Raw genomic sequence first — 18,861 nt, forward strand, 5'->3', positions numbered from 1 at the left:
GGAGGCGCCCCCGGCACATCGGACGACCGGCTGGTCCCGACCCCTACTTTCGTCAGGTGTGTCGATACCATCTGTCCGTGACCGGTAATCGGCTGGTCGAGACCCGAGGAGTGCACGTGTCGGAAGTCAAGGTCCATCTGATCGGCGTCGAGGGCGAGGCTGAGCGGAGTGTGACCGAGACGACGACGATCGGGGAGCTGTTCGCCGGAATCTTCGGCCAGGACCGCTCCGCCATCGCCGCCCGGGTCAACGGTGAGCTGCGGGACCTGTCCCGGGTGGTCGCCGACGGCGACGAGATCGAGCCGGTCAAGGCGGGGTCCGAGGACGGCCGGTCGATCATCCGGCACTCGACCGCGCACGTCCTCGCGCAGGCGGTGCAGGACCTGTTCCCGGAGGCCAAGCTCGGCATCGGCCCGCCCGTGGAGAACGGCTTCTACTACGACTTCGACGTACCGACGCCGTTCACGCCGGACGATCTGGGCAAGCTCGAGAAGAAGATGCAGCAGATCATCAAGGAGCGGCAGCGGTTCAGCCGCCGGGTGGTGTCCGACGACGATGCCCGCGACGAGCTCGCGAGCGAGCCGTACAAGCTCGAGCTGATCGGCATCAAGGGCTCCGCGGCCGACGCCGCCGAGGGTGCGAGTGTCGAGGTCGGCGGCGGCGAGCTGACGATCTACGACAACGTCCGGCGCGACGACAGCGTCGCCTGGAAGGACCTGTGCCGCGGCCCGCACGTCCCGGCCACCGGATACCTCGGCAACTTCAAGCTGATGCGTACGGCGGCGGCGTACTGGCGGGGGAGCGAGAAGAACCCGCAGCTGCAGCGGATCTACGGCACCGCCTGGGAGTCGCGCGACGAGCTCAAGGCGTACCTGACGAGGCTCGAGGAGGCCGCCAAGCGCGACCACCGCAAGCTCGGCACCGAGCTCGACCTGTTCAGCTTCCCGGACGAGATCGGCTCCGGCCTCGCGGTGTTCCACCCCAAGGGCGGCGTACTGCGGAAGGTGATGGAGGACTACTCCCGCCAGCGGCACGTCGAGGACGACTACGAGTTCGTCTACTCGCCGCACATCACCAAGGGCCAGCTGTTCGAGACCTCCGGTCACCTGGACTGGTACGCCGACGGCATGTACCCGCCCATGCACCTGGACGAGGAGCGCGGCGCGGACGGGCAGATCCGCAAGCAGGGCCAGGACTACTACCTGAAGCCGATGAACTGCCCGATGCACAACCTGATCTTCGCGGCCCGCGGCCGGTCGTACCGGGAGCTGCCGCTGCGGCTGTTCGAGTTCGGTACGGTCTACCGGCTGGAGAAGTCCGGCGTCGTGCACGGCATGACCCGGGCCCGCGGCTTCACCCAGGACGACGCGCACATCTACTGCACCCGTGAGCAGATGCGCGACGAGCTGCGCAACCTGCTGACGTTCGTGCTCGGGCTGCTCGCCGACTACGGCCTGGACGACTTCTACCTCGAGCTCTCCACCAAGAACCCGGACAAGTTCGTCGGCTCCGACGACGTCTGGGAGGAGGCCACCGAGACGCTCCGCGAAGTTGCCGAGGGCTCCGGCCTCGAGCTGGTCCCGGACCCGGGCGGCGCCGCGTTCTACGGTCCGAAGATCTCGGTCCAGGTCAAGGACGCGATCGGCCGGACCTGGCAGATGTCGACGATCCAGCTGGACTTCAACCTGCCGGAGCGGTTCGAGCTGGAGTACACGGCGCCGGACGGCTCCCGGCAGCGGCCGGTGATGATCCACCGTGCGCTGTTCGGCTCGATCGAGCGGTTCGTCGCGGTGCTCACCGAGCACTACGCCGGTGTGTTCCCGCCCTGGCTGGCCCCGGTCCAGGTGATCGGCATCCCGATCACCGACGGGCACGTGGACTACCTGTTCGAGATCGCCAAGCAGCTGAAGGCGCAGGGGATCCGGATCGAGGTCGACGCGTCCGACGACCGGATGCAGAAGAAGATCCGGAACGCCCAGAAGGCCAAGGTGCCGTACATGTTGATCGCGGGCGACGACGACATGTCGGCCGGATCGGTCTCCTTCCGGTATCGCGACGGCACCCAGAAGAACGGCGTACCGATCGCCGACGCCGTGGCCGAGATCGTCGAGTCCGTAGCGAAACGCGTCCAGGTATGACGGACACCCCCGACTCGCCGTACAGACCTGAAGACCTGGTGCGGCAGGACGGGGTCGGGGTGCCCGATCCGTTCATGCGGTTGTGGACGCCGCATCGGATGGCGTACATCGAGGGCGAGAACAAGCCCACCAGTGATGAGGCCGGCGCGGGCTGCCCGTTCTGCCGGCTGCCGGGGCTGCCGGACGCCGATGCGCTGATCGTGCATCGCGGCGAGGCGGCGTACGCCGTCCTGAACCTGTACCCGTACAACCCGGGTCACCTGATGGTCGTGCCCTACCGGCACGTCGCCGACTACACCGAGCTGACCGAGGCGGAGGTCGCCGACGTCTCCACGTTGACCCGGCAGGCGATGCAGGCGATCCGCACGGTGTCGGGGGCGCACGGCTTCAACATCGGCATGAACCAGGGCGAGATCGCCGGCGCCGGCATCGCCGCCCACCTGCACCAGCACATCGTCCCGAGGTGGGCCGGCGACACCAACTTCATGCCGGCGATCGCCCACACGAAGGTCCTGCCCCAACTCCTCCCGGACACCCGCGCGCTCCTCGCGAAGTCCTGGCCGTAAACGACCAATCGCCCCACCCGAGGGTGGGGCGATTGCTCAGAGCGTCACTCGCCGTTCAGATCCTGACCGCTGAAGTTCTTCCACAGGAAGTACGTCGGGTCGGTGAAGCTGCCCGCGGCCTTGCCGAGCGACTGGATCGTCGTGGCGGTGCCGTTGGCGTGACCCACGCGGTACAGGTAGCCGGAGCCGCTGTCCTTGTCGATCCCGAGCAGCAGCGTGCCGTCGCCGCACGGCGCGGCGACCAGCGACTCGAAGCCCTGCCAGGTCGAGCTCCGGACCTCCTTCACCACACCCGGGATGATCTGTCCGCCGGCGAGCGGCAGCCGGGCGGTGTACAGCTTGCCGGAGGTCATCGTCATCAGGAACGTGTCGTACGTCGAGGTCTGGCTGATGAGCGTCATCGCCTTCACCCCGCTGTAGCCGGACTGCCAGCCGGTGACCTGCCGGCTCGGTACGCCGTCGTTGGAGACGACGTTGCGGCGGTAGAGCGTGCCGTCGGTGTGCAGCGAGTACTCCGTGTCCCGCTGCGTGGTCGCGGTGACCACGGTCGAACGGTCGAGCGACCGGTACACGTCCCAGCCGCCACCCACGCGGGTGACCTGCTTCTGCGAGACGGTGCCCCCACCGGCCGGCGTCAGGTACGACGTGTCGTACAAGCTCGACCCCATGATGACCGGACCGGTGTGTGCGTCACCGCCGACCTCCGTCGCACCGAACCGCATCGTCGCGCTCAGCCGGACCTGCCCGTCCGGGTAGATGTCCTTGGCAACGATCTTGTCCTCGACCTTCACGCCGTCGGTCGCGAACGTCTGCAGCCGGTGGTCCCCGCCCGCCGTCACCGAGCCGACCTTGATGCTGCACGTGGCGCCGGATGTGCTCGCGCCACCGGTGGACTGTGCTGCGGCGAAACCCCCGCTCAGCAAGGCCGCGCTGACAACCCCGGCCGCGATCGCTCCGCCGTACCTGGCCCACTTGATCATTCTGTTCTCCCCCTGCTCTTGGATCGGACAGCGGGTTGGATGCGGTCATGACCGAAAAAGTTCGGCCCGGCTCCGAAGAGCCGGGCCGAACCCTGAATCAGCTGCTGTTACGGGGGATCAGTCGCCCGCCAGCCGCTCGCCGGTGAACAACTGCCAGTGGAAGTACACCGACTCCTTGAACGTGCCCGGCACCTTGCGGATCATCCTGATCGGGGTCGCGGCGCCGTTGGCGTGCCCAACCTTGTACAGGTAGGCGGACCCGCTGTCCTTGTCGATGCCGAGCAGCAGTACGCCGTCGTCGCACGCAGCCGCCACCAGCGTCTCGAATCCCTGCCACGTCGAGCCCCGGACCTGCTTCACCACACCCGGGATGATGTGCCCGCCGGCCAACGGCAGCCGGGCCGTGTACAGCTTGCCGGAGGTCAGCGTCATCAGGAACGTGTCGTACGTCGCTGTCTGGCTGATCAGCGTCATCGCCTTCACACCCCGGTAGCCCGACTGCCATCCGGTGATCTGCCGGCTCGCCACACCGTTCTTGTAGGTGACGTTGCGGCGGTAGAGCGTGCCGTCGGTGTGCAGCGAGTACTCCGTGTCCCGCTGCGTGGTCGCCGTGAGGTACGTCGACCGGTCGAGACTCCGGTAGACCTGCCAGCCGGGCCCGACCCGCGTGAGCTGCCTCTCCGTCACGGGTCCCTGGCCGTTCGCCGTGATGTAACTGCTGTCGTACATCGTCGAGCCCATGATGACCGGGCCCTGGTGCGCCATACCGCCGACCTCTGCGGCGCCGTACCGGAGCGTCGCGTGCAGCCGGACCTGTCCGTCGGGAAAGAGGTCCTTGGCAACGATCCAGTTGTCGACCATGTCACCGTCGTCGGTGATGACCTGCTCGCGGTGATCGCCGCCGGCGGTCACCGATCCGAGATTGAGCCCGCAGGTACGGGCGGTGCTGCTGGGTTGCGCTGACGCCGGTCCGGTCAGGAGACCGGCGCTGAGAACCCCTGCGGCCAGAACTGCGCCGTATTTGGTCCAGTTGTTCATTTGTCCCCCAGATCACTCGCCGAAGAGCAGCGGGTCCCCAAACTTGGTCCAGCTGAAGTACACCGGATCCTTGAACGTGCCGGGAGCCTTGCCGAGGCCCTTGATGACGGTCGACAGTCCGTTGGCGTGGCCAACGGAGTACAGGTAGCCGTTGCCGGTGTCGCGATCGATGCCGAGGACGATCGTGCCTTGACCGCACGGTGCGGCCACCAGCGTCTCGAACACCCCCCAGGTCGACATCCGGATCGGTTTCACGACCGGTTGGATGATGTGCCCGCTGACGCGCGGGAGCCGGGCGGTGTACAGCCGGCCGGTGCTGTGCGTCATCAGGAACGTGTCGTACGTCGAGGTCTGGCTGATCAACGCCATCCCCTTCACGCCGCGGAAGTTGGACGCCCAACCGTCCATGTGACGATAGACCCGCCCGTTCTCGGTCTTGACGGTACGGCGCTCCAGCTCCGCTCCGTCGTTGGTCAGCGACCATTCGACGGACTGGGATCCGACCGTCGACCGGTCCAGGGTCCGGTAGCTCTGCCAGCCCGGACCGACCCGGGTGAGCACCTTCTGCGACACCGTCCCGCCACCGGTCGGCGTCCGGTACGAGAAGTCGTACAGCACCGATCCCAGCACCACCTGGCCGGTGTGCAGCTCCGAGCCCTCGCCCGGGCCGTACCGGACTGCCGCGCTGAGCCGCGTCTGACCGTCCGCGTAGACGTCCTTCGCGACGATCTTGTCGGTGACCTTCGTGACCGGCGCCGTCGCCGAGAAGGTCTGCATCCGGTGATCCCCGCCGGCACTCACCGAGCCGACCGAGATCCTGCACGGCGCCGTTGTCCCGCTCTGCTCCGCCGTCGCCGTGCCGGCCGTGAGCAGTCCCGTGGTGAGCGTCGCGGCGGCCATCAACCCGCCGTACCTGAGAAGTGTGCGCATTTCCACCACCCCCATCGCTGATAGATAGTGGTTGGACGCTGGTCTGGACCGGAAAGTTCAGCGCAAGAAGAGCGGAAGCATCGGGTCGACCAGGTTGGTGAGCGTCGTCAGCGTGACCTCGCGCGGTGGGTTGGTCAGCGCGGTGACGCGGACGACCCGGCGGCCTTGGCGGAAGACCAGTTCTCCGGCTTCCGGGAGGTAGTACCCGGGCTGCCCGATCGGCGCGAACCGTGGCGGCGGCACCCGCTGCGCTTCCGGGATCGTCGCCTGGTCGAACGCCTCCACGATCGACACGGTCGCGTCGTACGTCCCCCAGACGCAGGTCAGCGCGCCCTTCACCCGGTAGTCCCGCCGCAACTGCACCTGCAGCCGGATGAACCGCTCGGCCGCCGACGTCGCCAGCTGACACGTCTCGTCCGCCTGCCGGGCCGGCCGCAGGGTACGGGGTACGGCGTCCCGCGCGGCCAGCGCGATCGCGATCGCTCTCGCCTTCTCGATCCCGTCCGCGGGATCGCGGTCGATGCCGCCGGCCGGGCTGATCCGCACCGCACGGTCCGCGACCCGGAAGACGATCCGCGACTCGCTGATGGTTGCGTCCGGCCCGAGCTCCGGCAGCGACTCGACCGCCCCGGGATTCTCCACGAGCCGGCTGAGCGTGTCCGGCTGAATAGGCAGTGCGCTGACGCCGATCGTGACCGGCAGGTCTCCGAGCAGCAGGGTGCAGAGGTCCATCGCCGGAAGTCCGCCGTCGTTCCAGGCGTTCGGCTTGGCCGTGACCGGGCCGCGGAACTTCGCGGTCAGCGGGCGCGTGATCGCCGCACACACCTGTGGCCCGGGCGCTCCCGACGTACCGTCGAGTCCCTCGGGCTGCGGGGGAGCGATGGCGGTCGGGATGATCACCGAGGGCGGCACGGGAGCCGGCGCGGTGCCGTCGGCGCGCTGCGCGACGGAGCAACCGCCTGCTGCAAGGAGGAGGACGAGCGCACCCGCGAGCTGCCTTCGGCGCATGGCGGTCACCTCCTCACCTCCAGCATCCTCCGTGCGAAGCCCCGCCGCAGGCCGAAACCCGTGCCTTGTCACCGGATGTCTCCCCGCGTGAACTACGATCGCGTCGCCATGCTTAACAGATTCCGGCAGTTCTGGACCAAGGTGATCACGCCGATCGCCACCCTCCTGCTCAAACTCGGTGTGAGCGCCGACGTGGTCACGCTGGTCGGCACCATCGGTGTGTCCGCCGGGGCGCTGATCTTCTTCCCGCGCGGCCAGCTGTGGATCGGCGCGGTGGTCATCACCTGTTTCGTGTTCTCGGACCTGATCGACGGCCACATGGCCCGGACGTCGGGGACGTCGTCGAAGTGGGGCTCGTTCCTCGACTCGACGCTGGACCGGATCGCCGACGGCGCGGTCTACGGCGGCCTGGTGATGTTCTACGCGAACTCGCGGGCCGGCGACTCGACGCTGATGGCGGCCGTGACGCTGTGGGCACTGGTGATGGGCGCGGTCACGTCGTACGCGCGGGCCAAGGCGGAAAGCCTCGGCCTGAAGGCGAGCGGCGGCCTCGCCGAGCGCGCGGATCGCTTGGTCTTCACGCTGGTCACCGCGTTCTTCTCCGACGTGCTGAACCTGCCGATCCTGCTGGAGATCGTGATCTGGTACGTCGCCGCGGCGAGCACGATCACCGTCGTCCAGCGGTCGCTGTCGGTGCGCAAGCAGGTCCTGGCCGACCCGGCCAACTCGGGCCTCGACACGCCGCCGCCGGACCCCAAGGCCTGATGGAAAGGGTCCAGCACCGGGTCGTCGACCTGGCCTTCGCGCTTGCCTGGACCTTGGTACGACGCCTGCCCGAGCGGACCGTCACGTGGCTGTTCCAGCGGGCCGCGGATCGCACGTTCCGCCGCAACGGCCGCGGCGTACGGCGACTGCGCGGCAACCTGGCCGCAGTACGTCCAGAAGCCGACGAGGCCGAGGTCGACGCGCTCACGCACGCTGGCATTCGGTCGTATCTGCGCTACTGGCAGGAAGCGTTCCGCCTGCCCGAGTGGACCGACGAACAGATCGTCGGCCGGGTCCGAACGGTCAACGAGAAGGTGCTGCGCGACGCGTACGCCGCCGGGCAGGGCGTGATCTGCGCGCTGCCACACCTGGCGAACTACGACCACGCGGGCGCCTGGGCCGGGCTGACCGGAATGCCGGTGTCGACGGTCGCGGAACGCCTGCAGCCGGAGTCGCTGTTCGACCGCTTCATCGAGTACCGGAAGAAACTCGGTATGGAGGTGCTTCCGCTGACAGGCGGTGACGACGACGTCACCGGCGTACTCGCGGACCGCCTGCGCGCCGGGGGATTCGTGTGCCTGGTGGCCGACCGGGACCTGTCCGAGCGTGGTGTGCCGGTCACGTTCTTCGGCCGGCCGTCGCGGATGCCGGCCGGACCGGCCGCCCTCAGTCTGAAGACCGGTGCACCACTGGTCCCGGCGACGCTGCACTACGACGGTCCGGATCTCGTCATCACCTTCCACGAGGCGGTCGAGCCCGACGGCGGCGCGGCGGCGATGACCCAGCGCTGCGCCGACGCTTTCGCAATCGGCATCGCCGAACACCCGCAGGACTGGCACATGCTGCAGAGGATCTTTCTCGACGGGTGAGAATTGAACCGTGAGGATCGGTGTGGTCTGCCCGTACTCGCTGGGCACGCCCGGCGGGGTGCAGAACCATGTCCGGGATCTGGCGGAGGCGCTGCTCTCTCTCGGCCATGAGGTGTCGGTCCTGGCGCCCGTCGACGACAGCGCGATCCCGCCGTACGTCGTCTCGTCCGGACGGGCCGTCGGCGTGCCGTACAACGGGTCGGTCGCCCGCGTGACGTTCGGTCCGCGTACGGCGGCGCGCGTGAAGAGCTGGCTCGCCGACGGGAACTTCGACGTGGTCCACGTCCACGAGCCGACCACGCCGAGCGCGTCGATCATCGCGCTGTGGTCCGCCGACGGGCCCTTCGTCGCCACGTTCCACACCTGGCAGGTGCGGTCCCGGGCGATGAGCGTGGCATCCAGCCTGCTCCGGCCGGCGCTGGAGAAGATCGACGCCCGGATCGCGGTGTCGGAGAACGCGCGCTCGATGATGGTCCAGCACATCGGCGGCGAGGCCGTGGTGATCCCGAACGGCCTCTACACCGCCCGCTTCAAGGGCAGCCCGCGCCCGGAGTGGATGGGCGAGGACGGCACGATCAGCTTCCTGGGCCGGCTCGACGAGCCGCGCAAGGGCCTCGGCGTGCTGCTGGACGCCGTACCGGCCTTGATCGCCGAGCGTCCACGGGTGAAGGTCCTGGTCGCCGGATCAGGACAAGCCGACGAGGCGTTGCGGCGGCGGTATCAAGACAACGTGCTGTTCCTCGGCGCGATCGACGACGAGGCCCGCGCCGACATGCTGGCCGGTTCGGACGTCTACGTCGCCCCGCATCTCGGCGGCGAGAGCTTCGGCATCGTGCTGCTGGAGGCGATGGCGGCGGGAGCGCCCGTTCTGGCGAGTGACCTGCCCGCGTTCCGGCACGTGCTGGAGGGCGGGCAGCTGGGGGAGCTGTTCGAGCCTGGGAACGCCGGTGAGCTGGCGGCCCGCGCGCTCCGGCTACTGCGCCGGCCCGACGAGCGCGAGCAGCTCCGGTCCGTCGGACTGGCCGCCGTACCGAAGTACGACTGGTCCGTCCTGCTCCCAGAGCTCCTCTCGGTCTACGAGCTCGTCGCGCGCCGGTAGCGTTCGGCCAGCCGCTCCACGTACGCCGTCAGCTCCGGAGGACCGTCGAGTACGACGAAGTCCGCGTCGAGCAGACCGAGATGTACGGCGAGACTTTGGACGCTGTCGGCGCCTGTCCGCAGCAGACACCGCTCCTCGTCGATCGGTTCGACGACGCCGACCGCAGGCGTCAGCCGATCTACAAGCACCGACGCAGGTACGGCGACCTCCACGGACGCCCGGTACCGCCAGGCCGCAGCGGACACCCGTCGGGACACGTACGCCGCCAGATCACCGTCCTCAGGCAGCTCACGTGGAGCGAACCGCGGACCGGTCGGGATCCGCGGCCGCACCCGATCGACCCGGAACGTCCGCCAGTCGCCCCGCTCCACGTCGAACGCGACGAGGTACCAGCGCCGGCCCCAGTTGACCAGCCGGTGCGGTTCGGCGCGCCGGAGCGTCTCCGACCCGTCATGTGCCAGGTAGTCGAACCTCAGCTGCTCCCGGTCCCGGCAGAGCGCGGTCAGCTGCGTCAGCAGCTCCGGATCGACCTGCGGACCCACCTCGTCCGGCGGCACCTGCACTGTGTAGCCGGCGAGAGTGTTGACCCGCCGACGCAGCCGCGACGGCAGCACTTGCTCCAGCTTGCTCAGCGCCCGCAGCGAGATCTCTTCCACTCCGGTGACGCCGGCCGCCTTCCGGAGCCCGATCGTCACCGCCACGGCCTCGTCGTCGTCCAGCAGCAACGGCGGCAGCGCGGCCCCCGCCCCGAGCCGGTAACCGCCCACAGACCCACGGGTGGCGTCGACCGGGTAGCCGAGCGACCGCAGTCGTTCCACGTCGCTGCGTACCGTCCGGGCGCTGACCTGCAACTTGTCGGCCAGCTCGGCACCGGTCCAGTCGCGCGGCGACTGCAGCAACGTGAGTAGCTTCAGCAGCCGCGCCGAGGTCTCGATCATGTCCGAAAGTCTGGCAGGGAATTAGGAAGCTAGTCCGCCTAATGGGCTTCTAGCGTGAAGAACATGACGAACAACAGCGAGATCCGGCCCTTCCGCATCGACATTCCGCAGGCGGACCTTGACGACCTGCGCGACCGTCTCACCCGCACCCGGTGGGCGAACGAGCTCGACATCGACTACACGGACGCCGTCCAGACCGGGCCGCTGCCGCCCGAGTGGGAGTACGGCGTACCGCTGTCCTACGTACGGCGCCTGACCGAGCAGTGGCTGACGTCGTACGACTGGCGGAAGTGGGAGGAGCGGCTGAACTCCTACCCGCAGTTCGTCACCGAGATCGACGGTCAGAACGTGCACTTCTTCCACGTCCGCTCGGCCGACCCGGACGCGATCCCGCTGATCCTCACCCACGGCTGGCCGAACACGTCGCTCGAGTACGTCGACCTGATCGAGCCGCTCACCAACCCGCAGAACGGCGGGCAGGCGTTCCACCTGGTCATCCCGACCGTCCCAGGTTTCGGCTTCTCCGGTCCCACGAAAGACCGCGGCTGGAACAGGTACCGGGTGGCGGCGGCGTGGGCCGAGCTGATGCGCCGGCTCGGCTACGAGCGGTACGGCGCTCATGGCAACGACGGCGGCTCCTACGTGTCCCCGGAGGTCGGACGGGTCGATCCGGAGCACGTGATCGGCGTACACGTGACCCAGCTGTTCTCGTTCCCGAGCGGGGATCCGGCGGAGCTTGAGAACCTCACCGAGGAGGAACTGGGGTACCTGCAGTTCCTGCAGTTCTTCAACGACAACCTGGGCGCGTACGCGAAGCTGCAGGAGCAGGCGCCGCAGAACGTCGCCCACGCGCTGGCAGACTCGCCGACCGGTCAGCTCGCGTGGATCGCCCAGCTGCTCAGCAGCTGCACCGACGAGCACGTCCTCACCAACGCGACGATCTACTGGCTGACGAACACCGGTGCGTCGTCGGCGCGCTTCTACTACGAGGACAAGCACGCCGATCATCCGAAGGAGCCGACCACCACGCCGACCGCGCTGGCCAGCTTCGCGTTCGACTTCCGGCCGCTCCGCCGGTTCGCCGAGCGGGACCACGCGAACATCGTGTCCTGGCACGAGTTCGACCGCGGCAGCCACTGGGCCACCCAGGACGCGCCGGACCTGCTCGTGCAGGACCTCCGCGAGTTCTTCTCCTCGCTCAGGTGAGTTTGGCGGCCGTTGCGTTGATCTCCTCCAGGTCTCCGGGCGTGGGGTGCCAGGGGAGCTGGAGGGGGTCGTCCTTGTAGCGGGGGATGACGTGCAGGTGGGTGTGGAACACGGACTGCCACGCCTCGGCGCCGATGCAGCTCAGCAGGTTGGCGCCGTCGGCGTCCAGGCGGTCGATCACCCGCGAGACCAGCGACTGGGCGAGCAGCGTCGCGGCGGTGAGGTCCTCAGGAGCGGCTTCGCGGAGATCGGTCGAGTGCGCGCGCGGCACCACCAGCAGGTGTCCGGGTGTGCCGGGGTTGATGTCCATGAACGCGATCGCCCGGTCGGTCTCGGCGACCCGTGTGGAGGGAATGCTGCCGGCCACGATCCCGCAGAAGATGCAGTTCTCGCTCATCGGCACAGGCTATACACTGCGCGAGCCGAACCTCTGCCCCTCTGCACCTGGAGCCCGATGCCGGACGAACTCCTGCGCCCGACCGTCGGCGCCGGCGTGGACATGTCGGCGCGCCCGTGGCGCCTGATGTCCCAGACGTACGTCGCGTTCTTCGGCGGGGTGCTCGCGTCCACGGCCGTGGCCTACCTCAACGCTGGCCGGCTCGGTGTCGACGCAGCCAAGCGCCGGCTGATCCTGCTGACCGGCCTGGCCGGTCTGCTCGCCGTCATCGGCGTGTTCGTCCTGCTGTACGACGACACCGGCGTGACGTCGGGCCTCCGGGTGAGCATCCGTGTGGTCGCCGTACTGTGCTGCATGGTCCAGCTCCGGCTGCAGCGTCCGATGGACCGCGCGTTCCAGTTGCGCGGCGCGGACTACGGATCCCTGTGGGGCTGGGGGATCGCGGTGACGATCGGCGGCGCGCTCGCCGAGGCGTTGATCCTCTTCCTGGTGACGGTGGTGCTGTGAACGAACCGAGTGAGGCACGGCTGCGGATGGCCGCGCACTGGCTGCAGATCGGCCGCCCCGAGCGCGTGCTCGACGAGTTGCAGGGGCTGTCCGGAGATGCGGCCGTGGACTACCGCGCGTACCTGTTCCGCGGTGCCGCGTTGCACGCGCTCGACCGGGATGCCGAGGCGGTCGACGTACTGCGGGACGGCCTGGCCCAGCACGGCCCGTTCCCCGCGATGCTGCACGTCCTCGGGTCCTCGCTGCGTTCGGCGGGCCGGCTGCCGGAGGCCGAGGCCGCGTTCCTGCAGGGCCTGAGCCTCGACCCGAACGATCCGGATCTGCTGCTCGGGTACGCCCACGTCTGCCTCGCGGCCGGGCAGGCCGAGAAGGCGAGCGCCCTGGTCGAGCGTGCCGCGTCGCACGCGCCGGAGAGCGTGGCGGTCTCGGCTGCCCGTGCGCAGGTGGCGTTCGCGCTCGGCAAGGACCGCGACATGCACCGGCACAGCACCGAAGCCTTGTCGTACGACCCGGAGGACCCGAACGCACGGGCGTTGCACGGTACGGCGTCCATGCTGACCGGCGATGCGCGAGCCGGATACAACTCGCTGCGATCCGCGGCTGCCTCGCAGCCTGATGACGCGGACCTGCGCGCGGCCGCCCGCGAGGCGAAGCTGTTCAACCACCCGCTGATGGTTCCGCTGCGCCCGTTCGCCCGCATCAATCCGCTGGTCGTCTGGGTCGGCGCGGTCGCGGTGATCTACGGCCTCCGCGCGGCCGGGCTCGCACCGCTGTCCTTCGCCTTCGCCATGGTCTGGCTGACCTTCTGCGTCTACTCCTGGGTGGTCCCACCGCTGGTCCGCCGCTGGATCAACAGGAAATGGGGATCATGACTGTGCATATTGCCGCGCCTCCGGCGCGGGGGTCATGGGGCTGTAACTCCTGCCCTTCCCTCGTCGCTCCGGTCGCTTCGCTCCCTCCGCTCCTCAGTCCAGGGCAGGAGGCCCCATGACCGGCGACCGGATCGAGGCGCTGCGCAAGGCGGTCGACGCGGCCCCGGACGACGTACTGCTGCGGCTCGTGCTCGCGGAGTCGCTGGCCACGGCCGGTGAGATCGAGGAGGCGCTCGACCAGTACGTCGTACTGCTCGATCAGCACGGGCTGCCGGATGACCAGTTCGTGCCGGTCGGTGAACTCGCCGCGGCGAACGGGCGGCTCGCCCTGCTGCGGAATCTGCTCGAAGCGGCTCGCCAGCGCGGCGTGGTCGAAGGGACCGGGCGGCTGCAGCAGCTCGTCGACGGCATGATCGCCGAGCGCAGCGGCGTACGGATCAAGGTCGGGCCGGAGGACGAGCAGGATCCGTTGATCCCGGACACGCCCAAGGAGACCACGACCTTCGACCAGGTCGGTGGGATGGAGGAGATCAAGCGTGTCATCCACCGGATGGTGATCCTCCCGCTGAGCCGGCCGGAGCTGTACGAGAAGTACGGGCGGAAGTCCGGCGGCGGCGTGATGCTTTACGGACCGCCAGGCTGCGGCAAGACGCTGCTGGCTCGTGCGACCGCGGGGGAGTGCGGCCTGCCGTTCATCAACGTCCGGATCGAGGACGTGATGGATCCGTACCTCGGGGTCTCCGAGCGCAATCTGCATGCCGCGTTCGAGCGTGCCCGCGCCAACGCGCCGTGCGTGCTGTTCCTCGACGAGCTGGACGCGCTGGCGTTCGCGCGCCACAAGCACGGCGGGTCCGAGGCGCGCCGCCTGGTCGACGTACTGCTGCAGGAACTCGACGCGATCGGCTCCGAGAACGAGGGCCTGCTGGTGCTCGCCGCGACCAACGCGCCGTGGGACGTCGACGAGGCGATGCTCCGCCCCGGCCGTTTCGACCGGGTGATCTTCGTACCGCCGCCGGACGAACAGGCCCGCGCCGACATCCTGTCCGTGGTGACGAAGGAGGTCCCGGCCGACGGCCTCGACCTGAAGGCCCTCGCCGCGCAGACGGCAATGTTCAGCGGCGCCGACCTGCGCGCGCTGATCGAGCGCGGCGTCGACAAGGTGATCGACGAGGCGCTCTCGACCGGTGGCGAGCCGCCGCTCGGGATGCAGCACCTGACCGACGCGCTGACCGCGGTGAAGCCGTCGACGCTCGACTGGCTGCATCGCGTGCGCTCGTACATCGAGTTCGCCAACCAGAGCGAGCGGTACGACGACGTGGCGGCGTACCTCAAGTCCCGCGACGTACGCCGCCGCCTCAGCTGATCACTTCAGTTTGGACGCGGCGGCCTCCGGCATCGCCTCGTAGCGGGAGAACTCGCGGCTGAACGACGCCGAGCCGTGGGACAGCGAGCGGAGGTCGATGGAGTAGCGGGTGATCTCTACCTGCGGTACTTCGGCCTTCACCAGGGTCCTGCTCTCGCCGACCTTGTCGGTCCCGAGCAGCCGCCCGCGACGCCCGGACAGATCGCTCATCACCGCACCGACGAGATCGTCGGGCACCAGGACCGACACCAGGTCCACCGGCTCCAGCATCGCGACCTTGGTTGCGGCCGCCGCCTCGCGCAGCGCCAGCCCGCCGGCCATCTGGAACGCCATGTCGGACGAGTCGACGCTGTGTGCCTTCCCGTCGCGCAACGTGACCCGGATGTCGACCATCGGGTACCCGGCCCCGACGCCCTTCTCCATCTGCGCCCGGACGCCCTTCTCGACGCTCGGGATGAACTGCCGCGGCACCGCACCGCCGACCACCTTGTCGACGAACTCGAAGCCCGACCCGCCCGGCAGCGGCTCGACCTCGATGTCGCAGACGGCGTACTGACCGTGCCCGCCGGACTGCTTCACGTGCCGCCCGTGGCCCTTGGCCGGCCCGCCGAACGTCTCCCGCAGCGGCACCCGGAGCTCGACGGTGTCCACGGTCACGCCGTACCGGTTCGCCAGCGCGTCCAGTACGACGTCCGAGTGCGCCTCGCCCATGCACCACAGCACGATCTGGTGGGTCTCCGGGTTCTGCTCGATCCGCAGTGTCGGATCCTCGGCCGCCAGCCGCTGCAAGCCGGCCCCGAGCTTGTCCTCGTCGGTCTTCGCATGCGCCTGGACGGCGATCGGCAGCAACGGCTCCGGCATGTTCCACGGCCGCAGTAGCAGCGGATCGGCCTTGTCGGAGAGTGTGTCCCCGGTCTCCGCGCGGGTCAGCCGGCCGATCGCGCACAGGTCACCGGCGATCACCTGCCCCGCCGGGCGCTGCGTCTTGCCGAGCGGGAACGACAGCGTGCCGATCCGCTCGTCCTCGTCATGGTCCTCGTGCCCGTGCGACGCGCCGTTGTGGTCACCGAAGAACGACGTGAAATGGCCCGACACGTGAACTGTCGTGTCGGGCCTGATGGTGCCGGAGAACACCCGCACCAGGCTGACCCTCCCGACGTACGGGTCCGACGTCGTCTTCACCACCTCGGCGAGCAGCGCTCCGGAGGTGTCGCAGGTCAGGCCCTGGCGGGCGACTCCGTGCGGGGTGAAGACGTCCGGGAGCTTGTGCTCGAGTGGTGACGGGAAACCGCTCGTGATCACCTCGAGCAGCTCCTGCGTGCCGACTCCGGAGGCGCTGCAGACCGGGATGGCGGGGAAGAACGAGCCCCGCGCGACCGCGCGCTCGAGGTCCTCGATCAGCACCTTCTGGTCGATCTCCTCGCCTTCGAGATAGCGCTCCATCAACGACTCGTCCTCGGACTCCTCGATGATGCCCTCGATCAGCGTGCCACGCAGCACCTCGATCTCGTCGGCGTACGACGGATCCGGTGGCGCGGTCGAACGCTTGCCCTCGGCGTACCCGAAGTACGACTGGGAGAGCAGCCCGATCAGCCCGTCACCAGCGGGCAGGTAGAGCGGCAGCACCTTGTCCCCGAACGCGTCCTGCGCCGTGGAGAGCGCGTTCTGGTAGTTCGCGCGGGCATGGTCGAGCTTGGTGATCACGACCGCGCGCGGCATCCCCACCTGGTCGCACTCCTGCCAGAGCGTCCGGGTCGGCTCGTCGACGCCCTCGTTCGCCGAGATCACGAACAGCGCACAGTCGGCAGCGCGGAGTCCGGCCCGCAGCTCACCGACGAAATCGGCGTACCCGGGCGTGTCGATCAGGTTCACCTTCACTTTTCCCTGGCCGCCGTCGTGCTGCAGGGAGGCGAGCGACAGACCCACCGAGCGCTGCTGCCGGAGCTCCGCGTCGTCGAAGTCGCACACCGTGGTTCCGTCCAGGACGGTGCCGGGTCTGTTCAGGACTCCGGAGGCCACCAGCAAGGCCTCGACGAGGGTGGTCTTGCCGGAGCCCGAAGGCCCGACCAGGACCACGTTGCGGATGGCGGCCGGACTGTCCACAGCGGGCGCGGCTCCGGTGCCTTGGGAAGCGTTCGACTTGTCTGCCATGACGTTCCTCCTGGTCCACCCACGATTCCCCTAACCGACACTTCGCACAAGGCCCCTCAGCTCGCAGATTCGTGTCGAGCCTGCGAGGCCCGGACCCCAGCCCTCGATAGGGTCGCGGGCATGCGTCGGGCACTCGGGGTCGTCATCAGTACGTTGGTCGCCGTCCTGGCGCTGGCCGGTTTCGCCGTACCGGCAAACGCGGGTACGGCGGAGGACGGCGACGAGATCAGGAACTTCAGGATCGACTACACGGTCTCGGCCGAGGGCGTCCTGCACGTCGAGGAGACGATCGACTACCACTTCGCGACGTCCGGGCGGCACGGGATCTACCGGGACCTGGTCACCCGCGAGCCCTACAAGGACGACGACTCGAAGGACCAGGAGTACCAGGTCTCGAACATCGACGTGTCGTCCCCGACCGGCGCCCCGGACGAGTTCACCGTCGACACGTACGAGGGGAACCAGGGCCGCTACGGGGAACTGCAGGTCAAGATCGGCGACCCGGACAAGACGATCTCCGGCACCGAGGCGACGTACAAGATCTCGTACGACGTCCGCGGCGCGCTCCGGCACTTCGACGACCACAGCGAGCTGTACTGGGACGCCACCGGCAGCGCGTGGAGCGCGGTCATCAACCAGGTCGCGATCAACGTCGACGTCCCGCAGGGGGTGACCAGGACCGAGTGCTTCCTGGGCACCGCCGGATCGAACCGGACGTGCCCGCAGAAGTCGGTCGTGGGGGAGAAGGGCGTGTTCGGCGCCTCCAACCTCGAGCGCGGCGAGCAGTTGACGATCGTCGCCGGAATCACCGCCGGCGCCGTCCAGAACGACACCCCGATCCTGGTCGACCCGCCGAGCTGGATGGAACGCAACGGGGTGTCCTGGCTCTCGCTGGTCGGCTCCGGCATCGCGACCGTGGCCGCCATCGTCCTCGCCACGCTCTACTCGAAGCTCGGCAACAAGGACCAGCGGTACGCCGGGATGCCGCCGGGCGCGTTCCCGCCGGACGGGGTCGCCGCGCAGCCGGTGAAGGACGACCTCACCGAGGACCAGATCCCGGTCGCGTTCGCGCCGCCGCGGATCCCGGTCGCCGAGGGCGGCCTGCTGATCGATGCGAAGGCGAACACGACCGAGACGGCCGCGACACTGATCGACCTGGCGGTGCGCGGCGGCGTACGGATCGACAATGACGGCACATCGCAGAAGGCGGTGCTGCTGAACCCGGCGGCTGCGACCGCACCGCACGAGCAGGCGTTGATGCTCGGCCTGTACCCGGGGTTGCAGCCGGGCACGGAGGTGCTGCTGGAGCGCGGTGCGGTGGGTGACAACACCATGCGGCACGCGCACGACGCGATGATCAAGGCGCTCCGTGACCAGGTGAAGGCTCGCCAGTGGTACCTGCGGATGCCGCGGGCCGGTGGCGGTTCGGCGTTCAAGAACGGCTTCGGCTGCGCCTGTATGGGCATGATCGCGATCTGGGTCGTCGGCGCCGGCCTGATGGGGACCGTGATCAGCGCGGCGACCGGCGGTTTCGGCCGGGCTGTGGTCGTCGCGGTACCGGTGATCGCGGTCATCGTTGCCATCGGCATCTGGATCGCGATCCGGGGCCGCGGGCAACGGAACCCGGCCGGCCGGGCGGTGGCCGACCAGCTGATCGGCTTCCGGAAGTACCTGGCCACGGCCGAGGCGGACCAGCTGCGCTTCGAGGAGGGTGAGGACATCTTCTCGAAGTACCTGCCCTGGGCCATCGCTTTCGGTCTCGCCGACCGGTGGCAGAAGGTGTGCGAGCAGCTCGTCGCCGCCGGCCGCATCACGCCCGACCCGTACTGGTACTCCGGACCGTCGTACTACGCCTCCGGCTGGACCGCGGGCGCGGTCAGCACCACCCTGACGAACACCTTCGACCCGCCGCCCACGCCGTCCAGCTCCGGCGGTGGCGGCGGCAGTTCGTCCGGTTTCAGCGGCGGGTCCTCCGGCGGCGGTGGCGGCGGCGGAGGCGGCGGCAGCTGGTAGTAGTGGCCTTTGGGGCGGCTA

Annotated in this window: 17 protein-coding genes; 10 read left to right on the forward strand and 7 right to left on the reverse strand. The window is 69.0% G+C overall.

Going from position 1 to position 18,861, the window contains the following annotated elements:
- Positions 1-116 precede the first annotated feature (116 nt).
- A complete protein-coding gene (gene thrS / locus OHB24_RS31530) occupies positions 117-2,138 on the forward strand; it encodes a threonine--tRNA ligase (protein ID WP_327641131.1) in 2,022 nt (673 codons plus the stop codon).
- Complete coding sequence (locus OHB24_RS31535; protein WP_327634498.1) at positions 2,135-2,704, forward strand: HIT family protein; 570 nt, start codon at positions 2,135-2,137, stop codon at positions 2,702-2,704. Before thrS ends, OHB24_RS31535 begins: the two co-directional genes overlap by 4 nt.
- 44 nt (positions 2,705-2,748) lie before the next feature.
- On the opposite strand, the gene OHB24_RS31540 is transcribed toward OHB24_RS31535, so the two are convergent.
- The 4 genes from OHB24_RS31540 to OHB24_RS31555 all read right to left on the reverse strand — a co-directional run bounded on the left by OHB24_RS31540 (position 2,749) and on the right by OHB24_RS31555 (position 6,660).
- Complete coding sequence (locus OHB24_RS31540) at positions 2,749-3,684, reverse strand: hypothetical protein (protein WP_327634499.1); 936 nt, start codon at positions 3,682-3,684, stop codon at positions 2,749-2,751.
- Positions 3,685-3,801: 117 nt separating this feature from the next.
- A complete protein-coding gene (locus OHB24_RS31545; RefSeq protein ID WP_327634500.1) occupies positions 3,802-4,722 on the reverse strand; it encodes a hypothetical protein in 921 nt (306 codons plus the stop codon).
- A gap of 12 nt (positions 4,723-4,734) precedes the next feature.
- Complete coding sequence (locus OHB24_RS31550; RefSeq protein WP_327634501.1) at positions 4,735-5,652, reverse strand: hypothetical protein; 918 nt, start codon at positions 5,650-5,652, stop codon at positions 4,735-4,737.
- A gap of 57 nt (positions 5,653-5,709) precedes the next feature.
- The gene (locus OHB24_RS31555) at positions 5,710-6,660 is read right to left on the reverse strand and encodes a hypothetical protein (protein WP_327634502.1); all 951 of its coding nucleotides are present in this window, start codon (positions 6,658-6,660) and stop codon (positions 5,710-5,712) included.
- A 108-nt stretch (positions 6,661-6,768) separates the two neighbouring features.
- Here OHB24_RS31555 and pgsA point away from each other — a divergent pair, with 108 nt between their 5' ends.
- Genes pgsA through OHB24_RS31570 form a run of 3 tightly spaced genes read left to right on the forward strand, consistent with a single transcriptional unit; the run spans position 6,769 to position 9,393 of the window.
- The gene (gene pgsA, locus OHB24_RS31560) at positions 6,769-7,425 is read left to right on the forward strand and encodes a phosphatidylinositol phosphate synthase (protein WP_327634503.1); all 657 of its coding nucleotides are present in this window, start codon (positions 6,769-6,771) and stop codon (positions 7,423-7,425) included.
- Complete coding sequence (locus tag OHB24_RS31565; RefSeq protein WP_327634504.1) at positions 7,425-8,294, forward strand: phosphatidylinositol mannoside acyltransferase; 870 nt, start codon at positions 7,425-7,427, stop codon at positions 8,292-8,294. Before pgsA ends, OHB24_RS31565 begins: the two co-directional genes overlap by 1 nt.
- A 10-nt stretch (positions 8,295-8,304) precedes the next feature.
- Positions 8,305-9,393, forward strand: coding sequence for a glycosyltransferase family 4 protein (locus tag OHB24_RS31570; protein ID WP_327634505.1), 1,089 nt, complete (start codon positions 8,305-8,307; stop codon positions 9,391-9,393).
- Here OHB24_RS31570 and OHB24_RS31575 read toward each other — a convergent pair.
- Positions 9,369-10,331, reverse strand: coding sequence for a helix-turn-helix transcriptional regulator (locus OHB24_RS31575; protein WP_327634506.1), 963 nt, complete (start codon positions 10,329-10,331; stop codon positions 9,369-9,371). The two genes, OHB24_RS31570 and OHB24_RS31575, sit on opposite strands and share 25 nt — an antisense overlap.
- 63 nt (positions 10,332-10,394) lie before the next feature.
- Between OHB24_RS31575 and OHB24_RS31580 the strand changes: the two genes are divergently transcribed.
- Positions 10,395-11,537, forward strand: coding sequence for an epoxide hydrolase family protein (locus OHB24_RS31580; RefSeq protein ID WP_327634507.1), 1,143 nt, complete (start codon positions 10,395-10,397; stop codon positions 11,535-11,537).
- Here OHB24_RS31580 and OHB24_RS31585 read toward each other — a convergent pair.
- Entirely contained in the window at positions 11,530-11,934 is a 405-nt protein-coding gene (locus OHB24_RS31585; protein WP_327634508.1) for an HIT family protein, read from the reverse strand. The genes OHB24_RS31580 and OHB24_RS31585 overlap by 8 nt on opposite strands.
- Positions 11,935-11,991: 57 nt before the next feature.
- On the opposite strand from OHB24_RS31585, the gene OHB24_RS31590 reads away from it, so the two are divergent.
- The 3 genes from OHB24_RS31590 (at position 11,992) to OHB24_RS31600 (ending at position 14,676) form a co-directional block, all read left to right on the forward strand.
- Positions 11,992-12,441 carry a hypothetical protein gene (locus tag OHB24_RS31590; protein ID WP_327634509.1) on the forward strand — a complete coding sequence of 150 codons (450 nt, stop codon included), beginning with the start codon at positions 11,992-11,994 and terminating at the stop codon, positions 12,439-12,441.
- On the forward strand, positions 12,438-13,313 hold the full coding sequence (locus OHB24_RS31595) for a tetratricopeptide repeat protein (RefSeq protein ID WP_327634510.1): 876 nt from the start codon (positions 12,438-12,440) through the stop codon (positions 13,311-13,313). Before OHB24_RS31590 ends, OHB24_RS31595 begins: the two co-directional genes overlap by 4 nt.
- Before the next feature lie 115 nt (positions 13,314-13,428).
- Complete coding sequence (locus tag OHB24_RS31600; protein WP_327634511.1) at positions 13,429-14,676, forward strand: tetratricopeptide repeat protein; 1,248 nt, start codon at positions 13,429-13,431, stop codon at positions 14,674-14,676.
- Here OHB24_RS31600 and OHB24_RS31605 read toward each other — a convergent pair whose 3' ends face one another.
- Positions 14,677-16,827 (reverse strand): elongation factor G-like protein EF-G2, encoded by a 2,151-nt coding sequence (locus OHB24_RS31605; protein ID WP_327634512.1) that lies wholly within the window; start codon positions 16,825-16,827, stop codon positions 14,677-14,679.
- A gap of 120 nt (positions 16,828-16,947) precedes the next feature.
- Here OHB24_RS31605 and OHB24_RS31610 point away from each other — a divergent pair, with 120 nt between their 5' ends.
- The gene (locus OHB24_RS31610; RefSeq protein ID WP_327634513.1) at positions 16,948-18,840 is read left to right on the forward strand and encodes a DUF2207 domain-containing protein; all 1,893 of its coding nucleotides are present in this window, start codon (positions 16,948-16,950) and stop codon (positions 18,838-18,840) included.
- Positions 18,841-18,861: the final 21 nt, after the last annotated feature.

This window comes from Kribbella sp. NBC_00482 (assembly GCF_036013725.1).
Lineage (GTDB): Bacteria > Actinomycetota > Actinomycetes > Propionibacteriales > Kribbellaceae > Kribbella.